This is a genomic window from Gottfriedia sp. S16(2024) (assembly GCF_050473765.1).
Lineage (GTDB): Bacteria > Bacillota > Bacilli > Bacillales > Bacillaceae_G > Gottfriedia.
This window is the reverse complement of the sequence record NZ_JBFLUO010000001.1, coordinates 4,869,992-4,892,779: the sequence shown is the minus strand read 5'-3', so window position 1 is coordinate 4,892,779 and position 22,788 is coordinate 4,869,992. Positions and strand designations below refer to the sequence as shown.

The following is a 22,788-nucleotide window of genomic DNA, read 5'->3' as shown; positions in this document are numbered from 1 at the left end:
ATATAAAACAGATTCGAACCTTAAGTAAAATGTACCCTGATAGGTAAGCTCTTTAAAAAGTCTACCTAAGGGTGCATTTTTCTATGAAGTAAGCGAACTTAATTCAATTTTTTTATCTAGATTTGATATTAAGAAATTTAATAATCATTATAATAATTAAAAATTTGCTATAATTATTAAATAACTAGCTAAAAAAGGAGAAGAATTATGATTCAACCTGAACCTCAAAGTATAGGTATGACTTCACTACTAAACGATATCGATAGTGGTAGAATTAAAATTCCACAATTTCAACGTGAATATGTATGGGAAAAAAAGGCTGCAGCGCAACTGCTTGATAGTATTGCTAAGGGATTTCCAATAGGAACTTTTATTATGTGGGAATCTCAAGAGGAACTTAGACATATTAGAAATATTGGAAATCATAACTTACCTGAAACACCGAAAGGGCATGTCGCACAATATGTTCTAGATGGTCAACAAAGGATAACTAGTTTATACACTTGTTTCAAAGGTCTAAGTATTTTACGAAATGATAAAGTAGAGGACTTTTCACAAGTTTTTATTGATTTAAAAGCTACTGAGGATGAAGAGGTAGTTACAATTGAAATAAGTGAAGAGGTAGATCGTTTTATTAGTCTATTTGAATTATTAAATGGAAAAATAAGTGCATTGGCTAAAAAGTTTTCAGAAGAAAGTTTAGATAACATTGATAAGTATAAAGAGCGATTTAAGTCATATCAGTTTTCTTTAGTAATTTTAAAGAACGCACCAATTGATGTAGCAACAGAAGTATTTACAAGGTTGAATGTAGGCGGGAAAACATTATCTCTTTTTGAAATTATGGTAGCTAAAACGTACGATCAATCCCTAAATTTTGACCTTTCTGAGAAATATGATCAGTTAATAGATGAATTAGGTGAAGACTACGCAACTATCTCCTCATCTACAATACTTCAAGTCATGTCTAGTATTTTAAAAAAAGATTGTACTAGAAAACAAATTTTAAAACTTGATAAAATAGAGTTTATTAATAACTGGGATAGTGTAACTAAATCAATTAAATCCACCATTGATTATTTTAGACAACAATATCTAATTCCTGTGTCACGATTGTTACCATTTGATTCACTAATTGTACCATTTTCGTATTTCTTTTTTCACCATCCAGACAGACCTTTAGATGAAAAAAAGGAATATTTAAGGGACTTCTTCTGGAGAATTTCATTAACTGAAAGATACAATAGTGGTACTGAATCTAAACTTGGGCAAGATATTAGAAGAATTGAAACAATTTTAAATGGTCAATTACCAACTTATGATATTGAAGTTAATGTCTCACCAGAACGTATAATTGAACAAGGCTGGTTTGGTACAGGTAGAAGTTATATAAAAGCATTACTTTGTTTATTAGCTTCAAAGGAACCAAAGTCTTTTGCTGACAATGCTAAAGTATGTATAGATAATGCTTGGTTACAAATTGCTACAAGTAAAAACTATCATCACTTTTTCCCGAAAGCATTTTTAAAGGGGAAAGAAGAGGAATTTTATATTAACCATATTTTAAACATTACAATTGTTGATGATTTCCTAAATAAACGTGTGATAAGAGCAAAAGCACCGTCAGTTTATATGAAAGACTTTAAAAACCATAATGCAAGTATTAATAAAACAATGAGTACACACCTCATAGACTTAGAAGAGTTTGGCATTTGGAATGATGATTATGATAAATTCTTTGAAATGCGAGCGAAATTATTTAGCCAGGAGCTAATGAAAAATATCATTTCACAAAAAACAGTGGTAAAAAGCAACTAATTTAGTTGCTTTTTTTATGTAATATTAAGGGCCTATTAATTGGAGTTTACCAAACAATTATTTTCATTTATTATTTAAATAGAATAGTCTGAAATTAAAATGTGCTAAGTTTATTTTTTATAAGTATAAGACGCAACCTAAGGTGTTTAAAAAAAGATGGTAATGTAAATATATTGAAATTAACTTTTTTTTGAGAATTATTAATCGTAACACTTATAACAATAATACATATTCAGGAGGTTAGATCAATGAAAGAAGTAATTTCTATACCTGCTAGTGGAACACAAGAACTAATAAAGAAGTATTTGGTACATGCACATCCATACCCAAGAAGTTATAAAACATCCAAATATATGACTTTCCGTAGAACTGGTGGATACATGGATGCATTGTATAGCGTACAATGTGAATTAGTGTTAAAACATGGAGATCCTGAAATAGAAAGTAAAGTAAACTATTTGGAGAGTGAAATTAAAAATCGACTATTAGGTTATATTTTCGAAAGAAGAAATAAGTTCGGTTTTGAAAAGAAAGAAGAGTTTAAGTTTTATATTTTGAGAGAAGAAAGACAACTAGGTCATACCCCAGTGCCAAGAGAAACACTTCAAGGACATACATACTATACATATGATGAAATAACTTGTGGGAAAACGATTATTACCAGAGAAACAGACAAAAGTTATTCATAAAAAATGTGAGATAAGTAACCCTCATAATCAATCATCTACTGGTATCGTTAATGAACTTTCAGAAGAAGGCTATGACAAAGTAACCTATGTACCTAAAGAAAAGGTGTCGTTTATAAAGAGATGACAATACCTATTCTATTTTTGATTGGTTTAATCAAGTTAGTAAATACTCCCTAAATAAATCTGGTTAATTTTTACTAAAATAACAAGAACTTCTATGTTAAAAATTATAAATAGATTAAGATAGATTTGTAGGACATTTCTTAAAAAAATAGATTGGAGTTATTACAAATGAAAAAACTTGTTATTGGTATTCTTACAATTGGACTTATTCAAAGTTATTCAATTATTTCAACTGACAATGCTAGTGCAGCTGTGAAACATTATAAAAACTGTACTGAATTGAACAAAGATTACAAGGGTGGAGTTGCCCGTAGTTCATCCGTTAAAAATAAAGGCGGTAAGACTAAATATAAACCGTATGCATCAAAAGCTCTATATGACGCTAATAGTAAAATGGATCGAGATCATGATTTTATAGCGTGTGAAAGATAGGTTTTAGAAGTAAAAAATGTTGGTTCTCAAGAAGGAACTAACTATCTCAGCTGTTAGCAAACCTGATTTTCATCGAGTTTGTCTACAGTGATCAATACTATGTTAAAGTAAAAATGCAGTCTTCAAATTTTTGAAGACTGCATTTTTTATTTCCAAAATCTTCAATTATTTGTCACATTGATAATGAGTTTAATAGAATTTAGTATGTTAATATTTTCACAAGTTAGTAAATTTTACTAATAATTTTACTTGCTATTTACTTACTTATTATTTAAGGAGTGATGATCTTGAAAAATTTATAGTTCTAGAGTTACATTATTTTCATTGGTCATAGACATAACATCTGGTAGTTTATTTTGGGGTACTAGAAGAAAATATGTATTTAAAATTTTAGTTTTTGGAAGTATTTAGATTTTAAAATTAATGTAATGGAAGGGCAGATGAAAATGTTTAAGAAGTATGTGAAACAGAAAAGTAGTATAGAAAAATTAAGTTCAAAAAGAAAACTAAAACAATTTTTAATTGGATTCATTGTTGTATTTTTCTTAGGTGCAATGTATCCATCACAAAGTAGAGCAGAAACTTTAATGACAGATGAACAATCAGCGATTATAGATAATATTAAAGATATAGTAAAACAAAAAAAAATATCACATGAAGAAGTTGCTAAATTAGAATCAGAACTTTCAAAATTAGGAATAGATTCAGCAACATATTTTACTCCAGAAAATCCAAGTGAACTTAAACAAGCTAGAGGTTATAGTCAAACTCATGATTTAGGTCAAGGATGGAAAGCAAGAGTAGACAAACCGACAGCTGGTGCTAAACAGCAAAAGCCTCATGTGCATGTGTATAAAGGAAAAGTTGAAGGTGTTGAAAACGTAGATGGTACAAAATCACATGGGCAAACATTAAAAGAAGCAGGTGTACCTAAAAGTATTCAAAAAAAGGCTAAAGCCCTAAAAGATTATAAAAAAGCGCAAGAAGATTTAAAAGAAATGGAGAAAGCAAAGGATAAAATTGAAGCTAAAAAGTTAAATCTGAAAAAGACAGCTGATATAATAATTGCTATAGGAATCTTTGTGGCAGTTGTAGGTCTTGTTATATTTGCAACTTCAAGTATTGCTGCATGGGGAGCATTTTTATTGTTAATTTAAAAAGGAGTGTTTTTTTGGTAAATTATCAATTTTTATTACAATTAGATTTGAATTATAAAAACCATATGATTTTTACAATAAAAGAAATAAAAAAGGGATATTATGAAAAAATAGGTTATTTGGTACTGGAAGATGTTCGTAGAGCAGGGACACCTAATGACTTTAAAGATTTACACCCCGTTTTTCTTAAAGACTGGGATGATGATCGAAATCTAATTTTTGTGAGAGTATATACTTTTGATAATTTAACAGAAGAAAAACAAGATGCATTATTAGAATTAGCAGAAACTTTTATCGAGTTTAAACCGAGTGTAAATCATAAGGTGAATTTTTATGTATCAAAAGAAGTTTCTAAGCTATTTGAAAAGTGTTGGGAAAAAGATATGAATATGATTCCTGTCTATCAATGGTTGATCAATGCTGATAGTGAAAATCCAATTAATTTAGAAAAACTAAAAATTGATTCATTAAATCATCTATCACAAGATGAATAAATATGAACTAGATGATGTGGAAGAGACTTTTAAAAAGGACACTAAAAAAGTTCGTGCAAATCAAATAAGCGAAGCCTTCACTGTTAATATAGGAAGCCTTCGCTATTTTTTGTAGTTAAAGGTCATGGAATACCTACATTTCGTAAAAGTTTGGGGGAATAAAAAAATGATAATAAAAATCTTAGTTTTAATTTTATTACTAATTCTAGGGAATCTATTATTTAAACTGATCCCCTGGAAGTATATTGCTGTATTATTTGGAATTATTGTATTGCTATTAATAGGTTTTTTCATTGTTGAGCGTACTTCTATTTTAGTAAAAAATAGGCTACTAGAAAGTACTTCACTAAAAAATGAAGGAATGAATGAAATTATGATTGATAAACAAGTTACACCTGAACTATTGGTAGATCTAAAAAGCAAATATGGTAGTACAGTTAAACACACAGATATAGTAGTAATACTTTCTGTTGAAAATGATAGAAACTATCAATTTAAGAAATTATATATAGGAACTATAAACAATAAAATTAATAGTATTGTTTCTGAAGATTCTAGACTAAAAACTTTTAGAGGTATTGGAATAGGAGATGATATATCTACTATTATAGATAAGTACGGTAATAACTACATTCACTCGTTTGAAGAAATAGGTGAAACGATAAAGTATCTTGATAAAGAGAGAAATGTAAAATTGACTTTCATTATATATAAAGAGAAAGTATTTCAAATTATTTTAACTAAGAATTAAGTCAAGGAGATATATTATGGCATTTCTTTTTTCAAAAAATATAAAAGGAAGATTAGATGAGAAATAAATTATTTAAAATCTTTTTATTTGGTATATTAATTATCATAATGTTTGTTTTTGCAGTTAATTTATTATTAAAACCAGTTTCTAATACGATTGAAATAGAAACTAAAACTACAAATGAATAATAGCCTCATTGAAAAATCCACTGTCATTCTAAAACGGATCAGACAAGATATCTAAGATAAAATCTTTGAAGATATCAAAATCCTCCTTTGTAAGATTCACTAATAAGGGGGATTTTTTATTTCTTTTATTTTTACATCAAAAAAATCCGGCCCAATAAATGAACCAGATTTCTCAAGACTGTTTTATCTCCAATCTACGCGCAACCAACGATAAAACATAATTAACAATAAAATACATCAACGAAACCATCACCATAACAGGAATCACATAAGATTCCTTCTGCGCATAAATAATCTGTCCATTGTGCAATAAATCCGGCAGTGCAATAACAACAGCTAAACATGTATCTTTTAGTAAAGAAATAAATTGACTAACAATCGGCGGAACCATTCGTCTCAATGCTTGAGGCAAGACAATATAACGTAATGTCTGAGTGTAATTGAGGCCAGACGCACGAGCCGCTTCAATCTGTCCTTTTTCGATCGAGTTTAATCCACTTCGAATAATCTCTGAAATCATAGCTGATTCAAAAACCGTTAATGCTGCGATGGTAGCTGTCGTTATTTTCATTTCAATCCCGATTTCTGGTAGGGCAAAATACGTAAAGAAAATAATCAGTAGTAAAGGCAGGTTCCGTATAATTTCAACAATCGAGGTAAGTAATTGAGTAACAACAGGAATCTTCGTATATCTAAGCGTACCAATAAGTCCACCAATAATAAAACTTAGTACAATTGAAATAGCAGCTACCTTAAGGGTGACCCAAAATCCTTCTAGTAAAAACTTGATATGATCTAGTGTATACACATCATTGAACGACTGCAGAAAATCCATTCATCCACCTCCTTAATTACTTCTAGCCAAGCGTTTTTCTAAATAGCCCACACCAATACTTAAAGGAATCGTTAAGACTAAGTAAAATAAGGCTACGAAAATATAAGTATCAAACGTTACGTAAGTCATTGCAGATATAAGATCGCCTTGATACATTAGATCTCCACCAGCTACGACTGCTAATAAAGATGAATTTTTTACTAAATTTAGAAATTGGTTGCCAAGAGGAGGGATGACGATTTTAATCGCTTGGGGAAGTATAATTAATCTCATTGCCTGTCCGTAACTTAAACCTGTCGAGCGAGCGGCTTCCATTTGTCCTTTTGGAACAGAAAGGATACCGGCACGGATTGCTTCGGCAATGAAAGCTGCTGTATAGATGGTTAATCCAATCGTTCCTGCAACCATCCCACTAAAGCTTCCAGCTAAGTAAGTGAAAAACACAACAACTAGTACAGGGATGTTACGGATGAATTCAACATAGACCGAACCTAACCAGTTAAGCGGTTTAATTGGAGCAATTCGCATAACAGCAATAATTGTTCCTAAAATAAAGCTACATAATAAAGCGATTAAACTCGTTAAAACGGTGACTCTTAATCCTTCTAAAAAATACTCCATATGATCTGTCAGTATCGAGAAATCAATCAAAGGATTTCCTCCTAATTATCAGGAAAAGCAGGCCCGTAAAATTACGGACTCTGCAGGTCCCAACGATAATATCAATGATTATTTTTTAATCCATTTATTCTTAATTTCATCGTATTTACCTGAATCTTTCAGACTTTTTAATGCTTTATTCAATGCGTCGACAAGATCTTTATTGCCTTTTTTAACAGCGATTCCATAAGGTTCTTGGGTAAAAGTTCCACCTACTAATTCAAATGAAGGATCTTCTTCTTTCATACCATAAAGGATTGAATCATCAGTTGTTAAGGCATCTCCTTTACCTGCTTTTAAGGCTGTAAAAGCTTCAGCATAGTTTTCAAATTCAAGTACTGTTGTATCAGGAGCTTTCTGACGAATATTTACTGCAGAAGTGGACCCTTTAACAGCAAGTACTTTTGTACCTTTTTTCAAGTCAGCAAGTCCATGAACTTTACTGCCTTTTTTAACAAGTAAAGATTGTCCGGCATTAAAGTAAACATCAGTAAAATCTACTTCTTTTTTACGTTCTTCATTAATGGTCATTGTAGCGACTACCGCATCAACTTTACCATTATTTAAGAGGCCAACCCTAGTTTTTGAAGTAACCTCTATGTATTCTGGTTTAACATCATTACCAAACATTTCTTTTGCCAATGCTTTTGAAAGGTCAATATCAAATCCTTCTACTTTACCTGTTGATGGATTTTTCAATCCAAATAAACGAGTGTCATATTTTACACCAAATACGATTTTCTTATCATCCTTAATACGCGTAAGAGCATCTTTGCTTTTTGAATCATCCTTACCACCACAACCTGCAAGAACTAAGGCGGCCGTAGTAGAAACTAAAGCCATTTTCATGAATTTTTTAAGAAACATTCCATTACCTCCTATTAATTAATGATTTAATATACGACTGAGAAATAAGCGAGCCCGTTCTTCACGCGGGTTCTCATAAAACTCAGCCGGAGTTGCTTCCTCTAATATGCGACCCTCGTCCATAAAGACGATTCGGTCGGCAACCTCTCTGGCAAAGCCCATTTCATGAGTCACAACAACCATCGTCATGCCTTCCCTAGCAAGTGTCTTCATAACATCTAGCACTTCACCAATCATCTCAGGATCAAGTGCCGAAGTAGGTTCATCAAAAAGCATAATATCTGGTTTCATCGCAAGTCCGCGAGCAATTGCTACACGTTGTTGCTGACCACCAGAAAGCTGGGAAGGATAAGATTTCGCCTTCTCTAAAATGCCTACCTTTTCAAGAAAATGTTTGGCTGTTTCATCAGCAACTTCTCTAGATTGGCCCAATGCTTTCATAGGAGCGAGAGTGATATTTTCAAGCACAGTTTTGTGCGGATACAAATAAAAATGCTGAAAAACCATTCCAATATTGCGTCTTAACTTATTGAGATCTGTTTTTTTATCCCCAACAGAAATCCCACTAACAGTAAGTGTCCCGTCATTAATAGTTTCCAGATGATTAATACAACGCAACAAAGTACTCTTACCAGAACCAGACGGCCCAATCACAACAACAACTTCACCTTTATTAATTGTGAGATTAATATCTTTCAAGACTTGAAAATCGCCATAAAACTTATTTACATGTTTAAATTCAATCATTCCTGACCTCCTGTACAATTTTATTGGTATATGTGAAATGGAGAATTTTGGGAATCAATATTTAATGTGTATGCTTGTTTACTTTTTGATATCACGCTTATTTCGTTTTTAGTCTTTTTGGACGAGGACTTTTGCACTAGATACATAAAAGAAAAAGAATGAGTATTATTTGATGTAGATAATTGGAAGTGCCGTTAATATAAAAGCTAAAAAAGTGAGACAATATAATTTTTTAAATAGAAATAACTCGAAAAATTTACTAAAAGTTCAATGTTTTATCATAGATACCATAATTTTCTATTGATTAGTATGTTAAGATTTTCACATATAGTCACTTGCAGCTACCGTGAAATCGGGAGGCGTATAGATTGGTAAGGTGCTTTCAAAGTCAGAGGCTGTATCGAGGATAAATCTAAAAAACGTGGTCTATCTCTAAAAATCAGATTAAGAGAGTTGCTGATTTGGTTAATTTTACTATTAGAATCATCAGATTAATTAGAAAAGGAGGATCTATTCATGACACAATATCATTATATTTCTTCACCAATGCGACTGAAAGAAGGTACCTTTGGTGACAATCCTATTTCTCCTAATGTTTATGCAAATGAACTAGATTTTACACATCTATATATGGAAAGGAATTATAATCTAGAGGAAAAAAGGATATTTAGTTTCTCTAAACACTTCCAATTTAAGCATCAAGTATGGATGATGTCTCAACAAGTTCCAATGAAAGGAGAAAAACGGATTACTCCAGAAGGTGAAAAATGTTTGAAGATTTTATATGAATATATTAAAGAGGCTGTTAATGAGAGTGGCGTAATAGAATATTTCGCTTCATGGAATTCAGAAGAAGACTTACCAATTAACCATAAACGCGAAATGACACTAATTGATTTAAAAACTCCGAGAGACTTAATAATAGCCCAAAGGGAGTTTGTTACAATTTATAAGGACTACGATGATGGAATAATATCAAACGAATAAAAGCATCTCCACCTTAAAAAGTACACTATAGAGTAGACAGCTAATACAAGCTACTCTATAGTGTACTTTTCTAATAAAAATAGACTAGTAACTTTTAACCATAATTATTACCAATTAAATATGTTAAAATTAAAATCAGATTAAGTTGCATATAAAATACATCTTATGAATTTTACTAAATAAACGGAGGAATCCATGGAAAACCGTGAACGTTTTTATAAACTTATGAAACTACTAGAAAGTAAAACAGATATTGATCGTGAGTTTACCTTTGATGAAATTAAAAAGAGACTAGCAGCAGGAGAAGAGGACTTTTCGTATAGTAAAAATACATTTTTAAAAGATATATCAGTATTAGTGGATGTTGGTTTTGACGTAATTGAAAACGCTTCAGATGGAAAGGCAACTACATATAGTCACCAAGAAAGACTGTTTGAATTACATGAACTCCGTTTATTAGTAGATGCTGTGACAGCTTCAAGATTTTTAAACAAACAAGAAACTAAAAAAATCATTGATAAATTAAAAAACCTTACAAGTGAAAACGAAGCTAAAAAGCTCCACAATGGCATTATCCCAGATACTGCAATTAAGAGTGAAAGCAACCGAATTCACTTCTCAATCGATCAAATTCATCAAGCCATTGCCGAAAAGAAATTACTGACATTTCAATATGGCCGATATAATTTTAAGAAAGAATTTGAATTAAGCCATGATGGAAAAGAGTACTCAGTAAAGCCACTCGCAGTAATTTGGTCAAATGACTACTATTATTTGATTACAAAAAGCCTACCTGATGATCAACTTAGACATTTCCGTGTAGATCGTATGCGAGAAGTTAAGAGGACGGAAGAAAAATTCCCAGATGATCGTTTTAATGTAGATGAATACTTGAGTACGGTTTTTAATATGTTTGCCGGTGAACCTGATTATGTAAAAATCAAGTTTAAAAAAGGATTATTAAATGTAGTACTTGACCGTTTTGGGTTAAAAGCTGATATTCAGCAAGTGGATGAGGAGCATTTCATTTTAACTACAAAAGCTGCAATTAGTGATGGATTGATTACTTGGATTTTAACTTGGGGAAAAGATGCCCAGGTAATAAGTCCGCCATCAGTGATTGATAAAGTACAGGAGCAAATTTTGGAAATGAGTAAGTTGTATAGTATGAATTTGCAAAAATAAGTTTTACTAAAAAGAGTATCTTTAGAGGATGCTCTTTTTTCATTAAAAACCTTCATATTAATTTCAAAATTACTTTAATTAAAATGCATTTAAGTATGTTACCATTTTCACAAGTGGAGCTATTTTAAATATGATGTGAGGTTTGAGAATGATGCTAAAGGTAATTTTCTACTCTTTTATTTCAATTGTAGGGATCGGCTTAATAATGTATTTATACATAATGTTTTTTCTACGAACCCCAGATACAAAGATTAAAATAGAGAGGAATGAAATAAGTAATAAATTAAATACTAACCAAACAATTCTTATTCCTTCTGGATTGGAAGTGAAAAATGTTTATCTAATAGATGATGGTTTCATTTCACCATATATTGAATTGCATCTTTCAAATAGAATTAATATAAGTATTCATTCATCAAATAGCTTAGCTTACGAAGGTGGGGAAAAGGCTAGAACTAAAATTATAAACACTCATAAAATTAGAGAATATCAAACGAAAGATAGAAGAGTAATCTATATTTTTAAAGATGGCCAATTTAATTATTTTTATGAATTCTATGAAACTTATAGGGAAAGTATTGATAAGTATTTATTAAAAAAATCCGATTGATTGAGTACTTTAAAAAACAAAAACCAAGGAATTAATCCTTGGCTCAATGTTTAGATTAATGTCTTACAACTTTTAAGGTAGTCGCTTGACTAGTATTACCAGCAGCATCCTTTGCAGTTACAGCAATAGTAATACCTTTTTTCTGTGCTTTGATCTTAACTGTAAAGTTTCCGTTTGAATTAGCTTTGGCAGTACCTAGGACTTTACTTCCAACTTTCACGGTTACAGTTGAGTTGGCTTCTGCTTTTCCAGTTACTTTCAAGTCGTTATCATCTACTTTATTAACCTTTGGCTTACTTGGTGCAATAACATCTACAACTGTTACAGTTGTTGCTACACTTACATTTCCAGCAGCATCTTTAGCGGTTGCAGTCAGCTTTGTTCCTGCACTTTGAACGGCAATAGGTACTGAATAGTTTCCAGACGAATTAGCTTTAGCGGTACCCAGTACTGTAGATCCTCTTTTAACAGTAACAGTAGAATTAGCCTCTGCCTTTCCAGTCACAACTTTGTCATTATTATCAACTTTATTTACGATTGGCTTAGTTGGTGCGATAACATCAACAACTTTTGTAGTTGATGCTGCACTAGTATTACCTGCAGCATCTTTTGCAAAGACACTTAAAGTAACTCCTGCTGCTTGTTTTTTTATTGTTACAGAATAGGTTCCTTTTGATGATGTTTTAGCAGTACCTAACTGATTACTACCAGCTTTAACAGTAATAGTAGAATTTGCTTCTGCTTTACCTGTAACAACTATATCATTATTATCAACTTTATTTACGGTCGGTTTATTTGGCGCAACGTTGTCCTCGAAACCAGTTATGATAGCATATAAGTCATTTTCGGTATTATTGTCAATATCGTCTGCATTATCATAATCCATAACTCCTACATAATAAGTGCCAGCTTTAGCTTGATATGCTTGATACTCAGTGCCGTCATCGTCATACTCCGAACCTAAGTATACTAATTTATTACTCTCAGCATAATCCTTTTCTACAGCTGCAAATAAAAGATCAATATTAATAGAGTTAGTTGTCCCGGCTACAAATAAAAGTCCATCAGTCGGTACAACTACTTTATCTTCATCCGACAGAAGACTCCTTCCTCAATTACGTGAAGGTGTGATAACAACAGTAATAGGTGGGAGATGAATGACGATTAGGCGTGCGTATGTCTAAAGGCTGATATTAAAGTGAAATTAGATAGCAATAATCATGATGTGAAGAAATGTTTTGGTTAAAAAGTTTTTGCTTACTAACTACGACTAAAAATCAAGGAATGAAGTGAGGTGAAAACAATCCTAGTCAATAAAGCATATAAATTCCGTATCTATCCAACTAAAGAACAGGAAACACTAATCGCTAAAACGATTGGATGTAGTCGTTTTGTATTCAATCACTTTTTAGGGCAATGGAACGACACATACAAAGAAACTGGCAAAGGATTAACGTACAATTCTTGTTCTGCTGAATTAACAAAGTTGAAAAAAGAATTAGTATGGCTCAAAGAAGTTGATAGTATTGCTCTTCAATCCTCACTGAAAAACCTCGCAAATTCGTATTCACGATTCTTCAATAAGCAGAATAACGCTCCACGCTTTAAGTCTAAAAAGAATCGAGTACAATCCTATACAACAAAAGAAACAAACGGAAATATTGCCGTTGTCGGAAACGAAATGAAACTACCTAAACTTGGTCTTGTTCGCTTTGCTAAAAGTCGCGAAGTACATGGTCGTGTTTTAAGTGCGACCGTTAGACGAACTCCAAGTGGTAAATATTTTGTATCCATTCTTACAGAAGTAGACGTACTACCACTGGAGAAAGCTGAATCATCGATTGGTATAGACTTAGGTATCACTGATTTTGCAATTTTTTCTGACGGTCGCAAGATTGACAACAATAAATTTACTACCAAAATGGAAAAGAAACTAAAACTTGAACAGCGAAAACTTTCAAGACGTGCGTTACATGCTAAACAGAATGGGATTAACCTTTTAGATGCAAAAAACTATCAGAAACAAAAACGAAAAGTCGCTAGATTACACGAAAGAGTAATGAATCAACGTGATGATTTCCTTAACAAGTTGAGTACAGAAATAATCAAAAACCACGATATAATCTGTATTGAAACCCTGAATACTAAGGGAATGATACGTAATCACAAATTAGCCAAGTCGATCTCTGATGTATCATGGTCTGCTTTTGTCACGAAATTAGAATACAAAGCTACGTGGTACGGTAAAACAATCATGAAAGTAAGTAAATGGTTTCCATCCAGCCAAATATGTTCTGATTGTGGGCACCAAGATTGCAAGAAATCCCTTGCAATCAGGGAATGGACCTGTCCTATTTGCCATCAACATCACGATCGAGATCTAAATGCCAGTAAAAATATACTAGCTGAAGGCTTACGAACATTGACTTTGGCCTAAGTAATCATAGAACCGTAGGAATCTACGGGGATAGCTTGGTAAATAAGAGAAACCTCTGCTGGCAAAGAAATAACACTAGCAAGTATGCTCTGTTCCCAAGAATCTCCCACTTCAAACAACCTGTAAGGGTGTTAAGTGGTGAGTAGTTCAAGTAAATCTAAATCATATAAAGGAAGTAACTGCCCAATTAAGATTTTGTCATATGATGTATTATCAGCATAAGCAAACTCATCATTATACTCTGTCTCATAAATAAAATCATCATCTGCGCTAGTGACATTACCTTTATACATGGTCCCCGTTTTATTAAAGTTTTTAACTGAAAAGGATCTGGCATACTTTACTTCTTTTCCAAGCTGATTAAACGTGTGAAAATCTATGATTAATTTAATTCTTTAAGTAATTGGGATTATTTTGGTAAAATATCAAACTATTATCATATGCGATTGAAAGACCAATCTTCCAGAAAAAGGTAGTAAGTTGGGTGATGTTTGTCCATTGTTTTCTAGTAATTCATTCATTATAATTAGAATTGTTGGATTAATTCGAAAATAATGATTAAGTGGATGAACGCTTTAAAGAGTGATCAATTTGGTCACTTTTTTTATGAAAATAGGGAAGCAGGGACAGCATGAATTTTACTTTTAATTACGAAGAAAATGATGTATACCGTTTTAACCTTGATATGCACAGCTCGAACTCAAAAGGGAAAAGCTATTTACAGCATCGATCTGGTGCTTCTCTCTACTTTTTCGGTTTGCTCTGTTTGTACGCATATGTGTTAGACGTCAAGATTATGAATTATCTTTGGCTAATAATCGTATTAGCTGTAGTGCACTTTTTTTTCACTCCGTACGATCAAAAGCAACGAATTAAAAGAAGTGTAGCTTCGTTTACAAAAGATCCTAGAAATAAGAAGCTATTTGGAGAGACTGAAATCGTTTTAGATCAAAAAGGATTACTTGAAAAAACGCCGATCGAAGAGACTTTTATCAAGTGGGAGCACATACTTGAAGTGAAAGAAGCAGACTATGCATATTATTTCTTTTATGCATCAAATCGGGCCTTTGTACTCCCAAAAAACGCAGTATCGAATAGTGAAGGATTAAAAGCGTTTCTTGATTCCGTTTCAGTACCATTGGTTAAAATGTAGAAGATATGAAAAAGTGACTAGTAAAAAGTCACTTTTTTTATTATGCAAAACATTTTCATCAGAGAGTAGTCTGGTAAGTGATTTAAAAAATGAATTAAGATATAATTGTCCATAGAAAAATAAAAATGAGGAACTGAGAACATGTACATTCAATTAACAAAAAAACTTTCAGATGAAATGAAAATAAAAATAGAGAAACCAGATTTATCAAACGAGAATCAACTTTTTTGCTGGCATGCTAATATCTTTAAAATTGGCCGTAAAAAATGTGTATTGGTAATGAATAATGTAACTAGATATTGTTTTGTTATGTATGGTCTATTAAAAAAGGATTTTACAAATTTTGAAGAGTTAATGAAGAGAAGTATTGTGACAAATTTTCTGGCAAATGAATTTGATGTGGAGAAAGTTGATCAATATATGAAACAACTAGGTGAAATTCAATACACTGCGACAAGCGATCGAAGTATTATTTCGCAAATGAATGATATGATTTATCTTGCTGAATCTTATGTTTACCACAGGGTAGAGGAAGATGAAATAATTAGTTTGCTTCACTTAAATCTTGATCTTAATGACACGCCTTTATACAAGTTACGTTCTTATCCAAGCAAATTGATGAGGGAAGCATTGGATGAATTTTTTCATCAAATGAAGTAATCTTATGGAACCTTCAAATGTGGTGATTAATTGATATCAATAATTAAGGGGAAGCATTAATCATAATTCGTTTTTCTTTAATGCATTTTTAAATTCTTTTAAAATTTCCTTGTTTGGAAGTCTATCATTTTTACCTTTAATTTTTACATTACCTTTTAACGGAACGATAATTCTATATCGTTCTTTTTCTTTTATATTACTTGTTGCAAACACATATGAATTTTCAGTAGTTTAAAAATCATCTTCTGTGTCCATCTTTCTTATAAAAGAGATTATGACTAATTGTTACAATTTAAGGAACAAACGTTAATAATTAGTCCATCTTCATACATTTTTCAAATATAGAACATTTTACCAGTAAATTAATATGTTAATATAATCACAAAATAGAACGTTTTCTCGGGGATGGGTTAAATTTGAAAAGTTTCTACTATCTTATTTTTAGCTACTCAATTTTCATTTTAAATGTCACTTTTAATGGATTTAATAACTTCAATCTATTTTTAAGTTTAAATTGTATAAGTATTTTATTAAGCCTGCTGAGTTTTCTGATTTCAATTATTCCATCAGATAAGAGATGGAAAGAGAAGATCAACATTGGACTAAGTTTGAGTTTAATTTTAGTATCTTCACTTTGGATTAACTTAGTTTATGTTGGAATTTAAATGTTCTAGAGTTATTTGATTAGTAATTTGAAGAAAAAGGTGAGGATAATGGGGAACTTTTTTAGAGTAATATTATTTCTTATTTTAACTTTTATTGCGATTGTTTTTTTGTTGATTTTCTTTTTAAAACCAGGACCCAAAAACGAAATTAGCGGATCTTCAAAAAGTTATGATTCACATGAGACACTTAAGGAGGATAAGGTTGGTGCAAGTAGATTCAATATAATAAAAGAACCTATACAAGAGACAGCATTGTTTTTCAATTTATAAAAACAATTGATTCTAAATGCGTTTCCAGGAGGAAATATGGGTAAAGAATTTGAAAATTTAGGACACGATAGGATGTTTAAAAACCTCCTCCATCTGTTTTTGGAAGAATATTTACAATGTTTTTATCCAGATTTTAATTTTAAAATTGATTGGATCAGACACGTTAGATTGCTATCCGAGGGAACGGACATACCTAAACTCAATATAAAGGAAAATGAACCGAGATTTGTTGATGTTCTTTTTGAAGTCTATTTAAAAGATGAGGAAAAGAAGACTTTACTTCACTTCGAGAACCAGTCTTATTCTTCAGAGGAGAGTATATGAGTACAATTGTTTAATTAGAAGTAATCACCCTGATTGTTCAGTGTATTCATTTGCTATTTGTTTCAATTCATACCCTCGCACGGGAGTTAGAAATAGGTATGAATACAATTCAGTTGATGGATTAGAAAAAAACGTCTTTACATTTAATGAAGTTCACCTTAAAAATTTCTACTGGCGAGATTCAAGTATTAATCATCATGCCATTATTTGGGCATTAGCTCCTTTAATGTATAGAGACAACTCTGAGGATGATTACGAAATCTTAGTTTCATGTCTTCAAAAGGTTATAGAATCATATAGTTTTTTAGGCACTGATAAAGCAAATATGATAACATTATTCCTAGACTATTACTTCAAACCTGATGATAAAATTGTAAAAAAAATAATTAATGAATTAACTGAAAATATTTTGGAAGGGGACGAAGAAATTATGACTTCAATTGCAACCAATATTCAACAAGTTAGTCAAGTAAGAGCTAAATCAACAATGTTAAAGAATGCTATTCAATTTAGGTTTTTTGATGGAAAAGCTATTCCACAATACACATTAAATCTAATTGAATTAATAGAAGACGGAAAAAAACAAGAAAGAGTTATCGGAGAAATAATGAGTATAAAAGATAACGATCCTGAAATTATTTCAAAACTAAATACTTATTTACAGCGAAGTACATTATAAACAAATAGGAACCAAATTAGGTTCCTATTTTCTATTCTATCGACTTCAGTTCAATTTTTAGTTTTCTTGCTAGGTTGATAATAGATTGTGTGTTAATATTTCTACCTAAATGATTCGATGTATTCGTCAATTCCTTATCATAATTTTCCAAAAGGCTAATGAATCTTTCGTATTGGTTTAAGATAGAACTTATTTTATAGTCATAATCTTTCTTTAATTCTCTATTTTGTTCCTCTAATTTTTCTTTTAGTAATAATTCAACCTTATCCTCATCAGAGTCTAAAGCTATATATAACGTATTTACAAATTCATTTAATAAAGGGTAATCATTTGGAGAAACGATAGTATTGCTTTTTTTAAATTGGGTTACTAATTCAAGCAATTTTATATTGTTCAGATACCGTTTTAATAATTCATTCAGTAGGTATTGTTTTTTTGATTCGAAATTAATTATTGGAAAATCTTTTAATATATCTGTTAATTCTGCCATGAATACCACCACCTTAAGAAATAATTCTTTTTTGTAATTAGAAATTCCTTTAATATCCTTTCGTCATTAAAATATCTAATACTACAACTACTGTTGAAGAGCAAAATATGGTGGAAAATAGTTCAGCACAGCAAGGATATGTTCCACAAGATAATGGAACAGGCTTTTATTTTGTAAAAGAAAATAATAAATAAAATCTAATACCAACCAGGCAATAGAAAAAGTTCAACTTCACATCTCTTAAGAGGTGTTTTTTTATTGTCTGTAAAAAATGAAAGTGAAATGTAAATTTCTGTAACAAACAAATATAAGTTATATAAATAAAATTTTCTCTATGAAAAAAATGGAAATTTAATAAGATTTTAGTTGTTAATTGTAATTTAATGTTCCTGAATATGTCTGGCATTTTGTAGAAAAAACACGAATGTTTTTAGTTGAAAGAATATTCACTCAATTATAAAATGAAAAATGTAAACGCTTAACAAATTTTTCATAAAACTTACATAAAAACAGAATGGTGGTGCATATGATTAACCAGTAGAATAAGTACTTTTGTTATGAAAGCAAGTTACATGAATCATTGAAAAAATTTTTGTAAGCCATACTTTTATTTTCTTTTTTACTTTCGGGAAGTTAAAAATATAAAAATTAAAGGGAATGGGGAAGGGAAATGAGTAAAAAATTTCTAATGAGAAGTTGGATTCTACTTTTTATAGCAATGATTCTTTTTACAGGGTGTAGTCAGCAGTCGGCTTCGACTAAAGGGGACGGAAAAGTTACGATTAAATTTTCTGTTGCGGAGTATGATTCAAAGATTAAGCCTGAAATGCAAGATATGATTAAACGATTTGAGAAAGAAAATCCAAATATTAAAGTTAAATTATTGGTTAGTAACTGGAACGATTATCATGATCGTCTAGTTACATGGGTTACTGGAAATCAAGCTCCTGATATTGCGAATTTATCTGGTTTATGGATTGGTGAGTTTAAGGATATGGACGCGATTAAGCCTATTGACTCATATGCAAATAAAGATCTTCTAAATACTTTTGTTCAAACTCCATTAAATTCTTTCAAGGGAAGTAACGGAAAACTAACTGGTTTACCATTTTTTCTTGATCCTAGGGTTTTATATTATCGTAAAGATTTGTTTGAGAAAAATCATTTACAAGCTCCGAAAACTTGGGATGAACTATACAATGACGCGAAAATATTAACTTCTTCTGATGTTTATGGTTTTGGTGTAGGTGGAAAATATCCAAACGTAATGACAGGCTTTGAGTATTTCTACTTTAATTCAGATCAGGCAGTATCTTCTAAACATTTTGGACCTCACAATAAATTATTGTTTAATTCACAGCAAGGCGTTGATTCATTAGCATACTTAAACAAACTAGTAAAAGATGGCTTAACAAATCCGAATCCAAATGCAATTGAATGGGAAAACGGTGTTCAACCAATCTTCCAATCAGGCAAGCTAGCAATGATGATTACTGGACCTTGGTTCGCTTCGATGCTTGATCAAGATAAAAAGGTAGAGTATGGAATGGTGCCGGTTCCGACTGCAAAACCAGGAATGGTTTCGAAATCAGTCATGCAGCCAGACGTTATTTCGGTTATGAATGATGATCCTTCTAAAAAAGCAGCGATTGGCAAGTTCCTTCAATTCATGTATAAGCCAGATAATCGCTTAAACTTTGCATTAAATCATGGAAATATTCCTGAGTTAACAGCAGTTTTAAATGATCCTAAGTACAATAGCACGGAAAATAATAAGTTCTTTGCATCGCTGTTACCAAATGCAATTAATAAATATGCTGATGCTGGTAAGTATGGTGATCAAATGGACCATATCGTAACAGATGAAATTCAAAAAGTTTATTTACAGCAAATTAGTCCGAAAGAAGCGTTGAAAGAATCTGCTAAACAAGTAAAAGATTTATATGCAAATTAATTAATCGTATCTGTTTTTTATTAAGAGAGGGGAGATTCATGTGCCTACCCAGACAGAGTTCATACAAAAGATAGGCGTTTCAACATACAAAAAACGTAGGAAGATATCTATTTTTCAGATGGCACTTCCTTATTTACTCGTATTCCCTACATTACTATTAATCTTTTTAACGATTATCTATCCGATGCTTCAAACGCTATTAATTTCCGTATCAAAAGTAAATCGAATTGGAAAGATTCAGTCGGTTGGATTCTTTGGGAATTTTAAAGCTATTTTAACCTACGACGGCATTTGGGCAGTTCTTGGTCAAACGGTACTTTGGGTAATTGTGACTGTTGGTGTTGCCTTTGTTCTTGCTTATCTCCTTGCTTTAATTTTAAACAAAAAATTTCGCTTTAGAAAAATCGCCTATATTCTAGTCGTTTTACCGTGGGCAGCGCCTTTAAGTATCGCGACGATGAGTTGGATGTGGATTTTTCACGGGGAACTAGGACCTTTAAATCAGATATTAAAATATTTTCACTTGATTGGGCAGTATCATCAGTGGCTTGGTACACCGACTTCGGCATTCGTTGTTGTTTCAATCGTTGGTATTTGGTCAAACATATCTTTCATTGTCATTACTTTACTTGCAGGCTTACAATCAATTGATCCTGAATTATATGAATCTGCTAATTTAGATGGAGCTGGGCCAATTACACAGTTTAGACATATCACTTGGCCTTTAATGAAATCAGTTAACTCTTTAGTGATTGTCCTTTCAGTATTCTGGGCATTCAATGCCTTTCCAATTATTTGGATTTTAACAAAGGGTGGACCAGCGGGTTCAACAGAAACATTCGTTACATTAATTTACAAACTATCATTTGTTAAGATCGACTTTGGGCAAGCTTCAGCACTTTCATTTTTAACATTCTTGATTATGCTTGTCTTCTCAGTTATTTATTTCATATTAAGTAAGGGGGAGAAGAAACGTGTACAGAATTAGGCTAAATGGATGGTCAACATTACGCTGGGGCTTTCTCCTTTTGATGATCATACTGCTCGATTTTCCATTTTTCATCATGTTAATTACATCATTAAAAACGAAAAGTGAGGTATATGATACTTCGGTTTTTTTACCAATTCATATGGTTTTCTCAAATTATATTAAGCTATGGAGCCATTCAAATTTAAGCGTCTATTTTATAAATAGTATTAAAATTGCGCTTGGTACTACTCTACTAGTATTAGTTCTAGCAATCCCTACCTCATATGCTCTAAGTCGTTTGCAATTTAAAGGAAAGAATGCAGTTTTGGCATTGTTACTTGTGATTCAAATGTTTTCTCCTATTATCATCTTAGTACCACTTTATAAAATGTTCGCGAACCATCATTTGCTAGACAATATTTGGTCGCTCATTATTATTAATACAACTTTTTCAATATCCTTTGCAGTATGGTTTATCTATTCATTTTTTAATAATGTGCCTGTCGAAATTGATGAGGCTGCACAAATTGATGGATGTAATAAATTTGATACGTTAATTCGAATTTTAACTCCATTAGCGATTCCTTCTATCGTAACGGTAGGCGTATTTTCATTCATTAATGCCTGGAACGAATTTCTTTTCGCTTTAACCTTTGTTCAAACAGATAGTAAAATGCCAATCACACTTGGACTTTATAGCTTCGTCGGAAGATACGATGTTCAGTGGAATTACATGATGGGAGCTTCACTTTTAAGTACGGTTCCTGTATTAATTTTATTCATACTTATTCACAAGCATTTAGTAAAAGGTCTTGCAGCTGGTGCACTTAAATAATGAGGAGAGATAAAAATGAAGATAGCATGTAGTTCTCAATCGTTTGATAAGCTTCTTTTAGAGAGAAAAATGGAGTTAGATGAATTCTATCAATTTTGTTCAACATTACCATTTGTGAATGGTGTTGAACTTGAAGATAAGCATATTTTTCATCCAAATGACAAGAGTTACCTTAATGAAATTGTTGAATTAAGCAATCAATATAATCTACCGATTGTGAATCTAGCATTTGATTGCAATTTTGGATTTGAGTCAGAAGAAAAAATACATGCGGAACTTGCTCGAGTGAAAGAATGGGTTGAAGTCGCAAAAGCTTTACATATTCAAAACTTCCGGTTATTCGCAGGTTGGCCTGATTTTGATAAAGAAAAACAATGGAATTCAATGATTCGATTTGTGGATAAAGCAGCAACGATTGTTGAAGAAGCTGGATTAACAGTTGTCATCGAAAATCATAATCATGGTGGATTTTTATCAAATAGTGATGATGTATTGAGAATGTTCAATGACTTAAATCGTCCTTCTATTAAACTACTTTTAGATACTGGCAATTATGTTGATCAGCTTGAAGGTGTCTTAAAAACAGCTCACTTTTCAGGCCATGTGCACGCAAAAGTGAAAGAGATTAATGCAAATGGAGAAGAGTTGGATATTAATTACCCAACCATCTTAAGAAAATTAAGAGATGTAGAGTATAATGGCTGGCTTTCGATTGAATACGAAGGGAATCTTGAACCAAAGTCGTTAGTAAATCAGTTTGGTCAGTTTTTATCAAAAGAATTAAAAGAAACGATGGAGGTATAAATAG

27 protein-coding genes are annotated in these 22,788 nt (G+C 31.6%); 20 read left to right on the top strand and 7 right to left on the bottom strand.

Annotated elements, in window-relative coordinates:
• The first annotated feature begins 207 nt into the window (after positions 1–207).
• The 7 genes from AB1282_RS23740 to AB1282_RS23710 all read left to right on the top strand — a co-directional run bounded on the left by AB1282_RS23740 (position 208) and on the right by AB1282_RS23710 (position 5,652).
• A complete protein-coding gene (locus AB1282_RS23740) occupies positions 208–1,818 on the top strand; it encodes a GmrSD restriction endonuclease domain-containing protein (protein WP_429900706.1) in 1,611 nt (536 codons plus the stop codon).
• Positions 1,819–2,066: 248 nt separating this feature from the next.
• Positions 2,067–2,507 (top strand): hypothetical protein, encoded by a 441-nt coding sequence (locus AB1282_RS23735; RefSeq protein ID WP_429900704.1) that lies wholly within the window; start codon positions 2,067–2,069, stop codon positions 2,505–2,507.
• 291 nt (positions 2,508–2,798) lie between these two features.
• A complete protein-coding gene (locus tag AB1282_RS23730; RefSeq protein ID WP_429900702.1) occupies positions 2,799–3,062 on the top strand; it encodes an excalibur calcium-binding domain-containing protein in 264 nt (87 codons plus the stop codon).
• Between the two features lie 446 nt (positions 3,063–3,508).
• Positions 3,509–4,219 carry a hypothetical protein gene (locus tag AB1282_RS23725; RefSeq protein WP_429900701.1) on the top strand — a complete coding sequence of 237 codons (711 nt, stop codon included), beginning with the start codon at positions 3,509–3,511 and terminating at the stop codon, positions 4,217–4,219.
• A 14-nt stretch (positions 4,220–4,233) separates the two neighbouring features.
• Positions 4,234–4,713, top strand: a complete 480-nt coding sequence (locus tag AB1282_RS23720) for a hypothetical protein (RefSeq protein WP_429900699.1) — start codon at positions 4,234–4,236, stop codon at positions 4,711–4,713.
• Between the two features lie 166 nt (positions 4,714–4,879).
• Entirely contained in the window at positions 4,880–5,464 is a 585-nt protein-coding gene (locus AB1282_RS23715) for a hypothetical protein (protein ID WP_429900697.1), read from the top strand.
• A gap of 56 nt (positions 5,465–5,520) precedes the next feature.
• Positions 5,521–5,652: a hypothetical protein gene (locus AB1282_RS23710; RefSeq protein ID WP_429900695.1), complete on the top strand. Its 132-nt coding sequence runs from the start codon at positions 5,521–5,523 to the stop codon at positions 5,650–5,652.
• 172 nt (positions 5,653–5,824) lie between these two features.
• On the opposite strand, the gene AB1282_RS23705 is transcribed toward AB1282_RS23710, so the two are convergent.
• The 4 genes from AB1282_RS23705 to AB1282_RS23690 form a co-directional block, all read right to left on the bottom strand.
• Positions 5,825–6,487 (bottom strand): amino acid ABC transporter permease, encoded by a 663-nt coding sequence (locus tag AB1282_RS23705; protein WP_429900693.1) that lies wholly within the window; start codon positions 6,485–6,487, stop codon positions 5,825–5,827.
• A gap of 12 nt (positions 6,488–6,499) precedes the next feature.
• Positions 6,500–7,138 (bottom strand): amino acid ABC transporter permease, encoded by a 639-nt coding sequence (locus tag AB1282_RS23700; RefSeq protein WP_429900691.1) that lies wholly within the window; start codon positions 7,136–7,138, stop codon positions 6,500–6,502.
• A 78-nt stretch (positions 7,139–7,216) separates the two neighbouring features.
• Positions 7,217–8,014 (bottom strand): transporter substrate-binding domain-containing protein, encoded by a 798-nt coding sequence (locus tag AB1282_RS23695; protein ID WP_429900689.1) that lies wholly within the window; start codon positions 8,012–8,014, stop codon positions 7,217–7,219.
• An 18-nt stretch (positions 8,015–8,032) separates the two neighbouring features.
• Positions 8,033–8,761 carry an amino acid ABC transporter ATP-binding protein gene (locus AB1282_RS23690; protein WP_390312566.1) on the bottom strand — a complete coding sequence of 243 codons (729 nt, stop codon included), beginning with the start codon at positions 8,759–8,761 and terminating at the stop codon, positions 8,033–8,035.
• Between the two features lie 516 nt (positions 8,762–9,277).
• Here AB1282_RS23690 and AB1282_RS23685 point away from each other — a divergent pair.
• From AB1282_RS23685 to AB1282_RS23675, 3 genes are all read left to right on the top strand, one after another.
• Complete coding sequence (locus AB1282_RS23685) at positions 9,278–9,748, top strand: hypothetical protein (RefSeq protein WP_429900687.1); 471 nt, start codon at positions 9,278–9,280, stop codon at positions 9,746–9,748.
• Positions 9,749–9,943: 195 nt separating this feature from the next.
• Entirely contained in the window at positions 9,944–10,933 is a 990-nt protein-coding gene (locus AB1282_RS23680; protein ID WP_429900685.1) for a helix-turn-helix transcriptional regulator, read from the top strand.
• Between the two features lie 148 nt (positions 10,934–11,081).
• A complete protein-coding gene (locus tag AB1282_RS23675) occupies positions 11,082–11,543 on the top strand; it encodes a hypothetical protein (protein ID WP_429900683.1) in 462 nt (153 codons plus the stop codon).
• Between the two features lie 55 nt (positions 11,544–11,598).
• On the opposite strand, the gene AB1282_RS23670 is transcribed toward AB1282_RS23675, so the two are convergent.
• Positions 11,599–12,429 carry an Ig-like domain-containing protein gene (locus AB1282_RS23670; protein WP_429900681.1) on the bottom strand — a complete coding sequence of 277 codons (831 nt, stop codon included), beginning with the start codon at positions 12,427–12,429 and terminating at the stop codon, positions 11,599–11,601.
• 417 nt (positions 12,430–12,846) lie between these two features.
• Between AB1282_RS23670 and tnpB the strand changes: the two genes are divergently transcribed.
• From tnpB to AB1282_RS23655, 3 genes are all read left to right on the top strand, one after another.
• The gene (gene tnpB / locus AB1282_RS23665; RefSeq protein ID WP_429901216.1) at positions 12,847–13,980 is read left to right on the top strand and encodes an IS200/IS605 family element RNA-guided endonuclease TnpB; all 1,134 of its coding nucleotides are present in this window, start codon (positions 12,847–12,849) and stop codon (positions 13,978–13,980) included.
• A gap of 631 nt (positions 13,981–14,611) precedes the next feature.
• Positions 14,612–15,133 (top strand): YcxB family protein, encoded by a 522-nt coding sequence (locus AB1282_RS23660; RefSeq protein ID WP_429900679.1) that lies wholly within the window; start codon positions 14,612–14,614, stop codon positions 15,131–15,133.
• Positions 15,134–15,274: 141 nt separating this feature from the next.
• Positions 15,275–15,793, top strand: a complete 519-nt coding sequence (locus AB1282_RS23655; RefSeq protein ID WP_429900677.1) for a DUF6933 domain-containing protein — start codon at positions 15,275–15,277, stop codon at positions 15,791–15,793.
• 60 nt (positions 15,794–15,853) lie between these two features.
• Here the strand turns inward: AB1282_RS23655 and AB1282_RS23650 are convergent, their stop codons facing one another.
• Positions 15,854–16,006: a hypothetical protein gene (locus AB1282_RS23650; protein ID WP_429900676.1), complete on the bottom strand. Its 153-nt coding sequence runs from the start codon at positions 16,004–16,006 to the stop codon at positions 15,854–15,856.
• Between the two features lie 500 nt (positions 16,007–16,506).
• Between AB1282_RS23650 and AB1282_RS23645 the strand changes: the two genes are divergently transcribed.
• From AB1282_RS23645 to AB1282_RS23635, 3 genes are read left to right on the top strand one after another with little or no spacing between them, the layout of a single operon-like run.
• Entirely contained in the window at positions 16,507–16,728 is a 222-nt protein-coding gene (locus AB1282_RS23645) for a hypothetical protein (protein WP_429900674.1), read from the top strand.
• 36 nt (positions 16,729–16,764) lie between these two features.
• Entirely contained in the window at positions 16,765–17,052 is a 288-nt protein-coding gene (locus AB1282_RS23640) for a hypothetical protein (RefSeq protein WP_429900672.1), read from the top strand.
• A 40-nt stretch (positions 17,053–17,092) separates the two neighbouring features.
• Entirely contained in the window at positions 17,093–17,731 is a 639-nt protein-coding gene (locus tag AB1282_RS23635; protein ID WP_429900670.1) for a hypothetical protein, read from the top strand.
• Positions 17,732–17,762: 31 nt separating this feature from the next.
• On the opposite strand, the gene AB1282_RS23630 is transcribed toward AB1282_RS23635, so the two are convergent.
• A complete protein-coding gene (locus AB1282_RS23630) occupies positions 17,763–18,221 on the bottom strand; it encodes a hypothetical protein (RefSeq protein ID WP_429900668.1) in 459 nt (152 codons plus the stop codon).
• A 670-nt stretch (positions 18,222–18,891) separates the two neighbouring features.
• Here AB1282_RS23630 and AB1282_RS23625 point away from each other — a divergent pair.
• The 4 genes from AB1282_RS23625 to AB1282_RS23610 are packed head-to-tail and all read left to right on the top strand — an operon-like array spanning position 18,892 to position 22,784.
• The gene (locus tag AB1282_RS23625) at positions 18,892–20,175 is read left to right on the top strand and encodes an ABC transporter substrate-binding protein (protein ID WP_429900666.1); all 1,284 of its coding nucleotides are present in this window, start codon (positions 18,892–18,894) and stop codon (positions 20,173–20,175) included.
• A 40-nt stretch (positions 20,176–20,215) separates the two neighbouring features.
• On the top strand, positions 20,216–21,163 hold the full coding sequence (locus tag AB1282_RS23620) for a carbohydrate ABC transporter permease (protein WP_429900664.1): 948 nt from the start codon (positions 20,216–20,218) through the stop codon (positions 21,161–21,163).
• Entirely contained in the window at positions 21,150–21,980 is an 831-nt protein-coding gene (locus tag AB1282_RS23615) for a carbohydrate ABC transporter permease (RefSeq protein ID WP_429900662.1), read from the top strand. The genes AB1282_RS23620 and AB1282_RS23615 overlap by 14 nt, the downstream gene beginning before the upstream one ends.
• A 15-nt stretch (positions 21,981–21,995) precedes the next feature.
• Complete coding sequence (locus tag AB1282_RS23610; RefSeq protein WP_429900660.1) at positions 21,996–22,784, top strand: sugar phosphate isomerase/epimerase family protein; 789 nt, start codon at positions 21,996–21,998, stop codon at positions 22,782–22,784.
• The last annotated feature ends 4 nt before the right edge of the window (positions 22,785–22,788 follow it).

What these genes read in the sequence shown, in the direction of transcription:
- AB1282_RS23655 (WP_429900677.1), top strand. Translation starts at nt 15,275, where the DNA reads ATGTACATTCAATTAACAAAAAAACTTTCAGATGAAATGAAAATAAAA.
- AB1282_RS23630 (WP_429900668.1), bottom strand. Translation starts at nt 18,221, where the DNA reads ATGGCAGAATTAACAGATATATTAAAAGATTTTCCAATAATTAATTTC.
- AB1282_RS23735 (WP_429900704.1), top strand. Translation starts at nt 2,067, where the DNA reads ATGAAAGAAGTAATTTCTATACCTGCTAGTGGAACACAAGAACTAATA.
- AB1282_RS23695 (WP_429900689.1), bottom strand. Translation starts at nt 8,014, where the DNA reads ATGTTTCTTAAAAAATTCATGAAAATGGCTTTAGTTTCTACTACGGCC.
- AB1282_RS23660 (WP_429900679.1), top strand. Translation starts at nt 14,612, where the DNA reads ATGAATTTTACTTTTAATTACGAAGAAAATGATGTATACCGTTTTAAC.
- AB1282_RS23640 (WP_429900672.1), top strand. Translation starts at nt 16,765, where the DNA reads ATGGGTAAAGAATTTGAAAATTTAGGACACGATAGGATGTTTAAAAAC.
- AB1282_RS23705 (WP_429900693.1), bottom strand. Translation starts at nt 6,487, where the DNA reads ATGGATTTTCTGCAGTCGTTCAATGATGTGTATACACTAGATCATATC.
- AB1282_RS23710 (WP_429900695.1), top strand. Translation starts at nt 5,521, where the DNA reads ATGAGAAATAAATTATTTAAAATCTTTTTATTTGGTATATTAATTATC.
- AB1282_RS23715 (WP_429900697.1), top strand. Translation starts at nt 4,880, where the DNA reads ATGATAATAAAAATCTTAGTTTTAATTTTATTACTAATTCTAGGGAAT.
- AB1282_RS23730 (WP_429900702.1), top strand. Translation starts at nt 2,799, where the DNA reads ATGAAAAAACTTGTTATTGGTATTCTTACAATTGGACTTATTCAAAGT.
- AB1282_RS23675 (WP_429900683.1), top strand. Translation starts at nt 11,082, where the DNA reads ATGATGCTAAAGGTAATTTTCTACTCTTTTATTTCAATTGTAGGGATC.
- AB1282_RS23610 (WP_429900660.1), top strand. Translation starts at nt 21,996, where the DNA reads ATGAAGATAGCATGTAGTTCTCAATCGTTTGATAAGCTTCTTTTAGAG.
- AB1282_RS23625 (WP_429900666.1), top strand. Translation starts at nt 18,892, where the DNA reads ATGAGTAAAAAATTTCTAATGAGAAGTTGGATTCTACTTTTTATAGCA.
- AB1282_RS23690 (WP_390312566.1), bottom strand. Translation starts at nt 8,761, where the DNA reads ATGATTGAATTTAAACATGTAAATAAGTTTTATGGCGATTTTCAAGTC.
- AB1282_RS23740 (WP_429900706.1), top strand. Translation starts at nt 208, where the DNA reads ATGATTCAACCTGAACCTCAAAGTATAGGTATGACTTCACTACTAAAC.
- AB1282_RS23680 (WP_429900685.1), top strand. Translation starts at nt 9,944, where the DNA reads ATGGAAAACCGTGAACGTTTTTATAAACTTATGAAACTACTAGAAAGT.
- AB1282_RS23685 (WP_429900687.1), top strand. Translation starts at nt 9,278, where the DNA reads ATGACACAATATCATTATATTTCTTCACCAATGCGACTGAAAGAAGGT.
- AB1282_RS23670 (WP_429900681.1), bottom strand. Translation starts at nt 12,429, where the DNA reads ATGGATTATGATAATGCAGACGATATTGACAATAATACCGAAAATGAC.
- AB1282_RS23645 (WP_429900674.1), top strand. Translation starts at nt 16,507, where the DNA reads ATGGGGAACTTTTTTAGAGTAATATTATTTCTTATTTTAACTTTTATT.
- AB1282_RS23725 (WP_429900701.1), top strand. Translation starts at nt 3,509, where the DNA reads ATGTTTAAGAAGTATGTGAAACAGAAAAGTAGTATAGAAAAATTAAGT.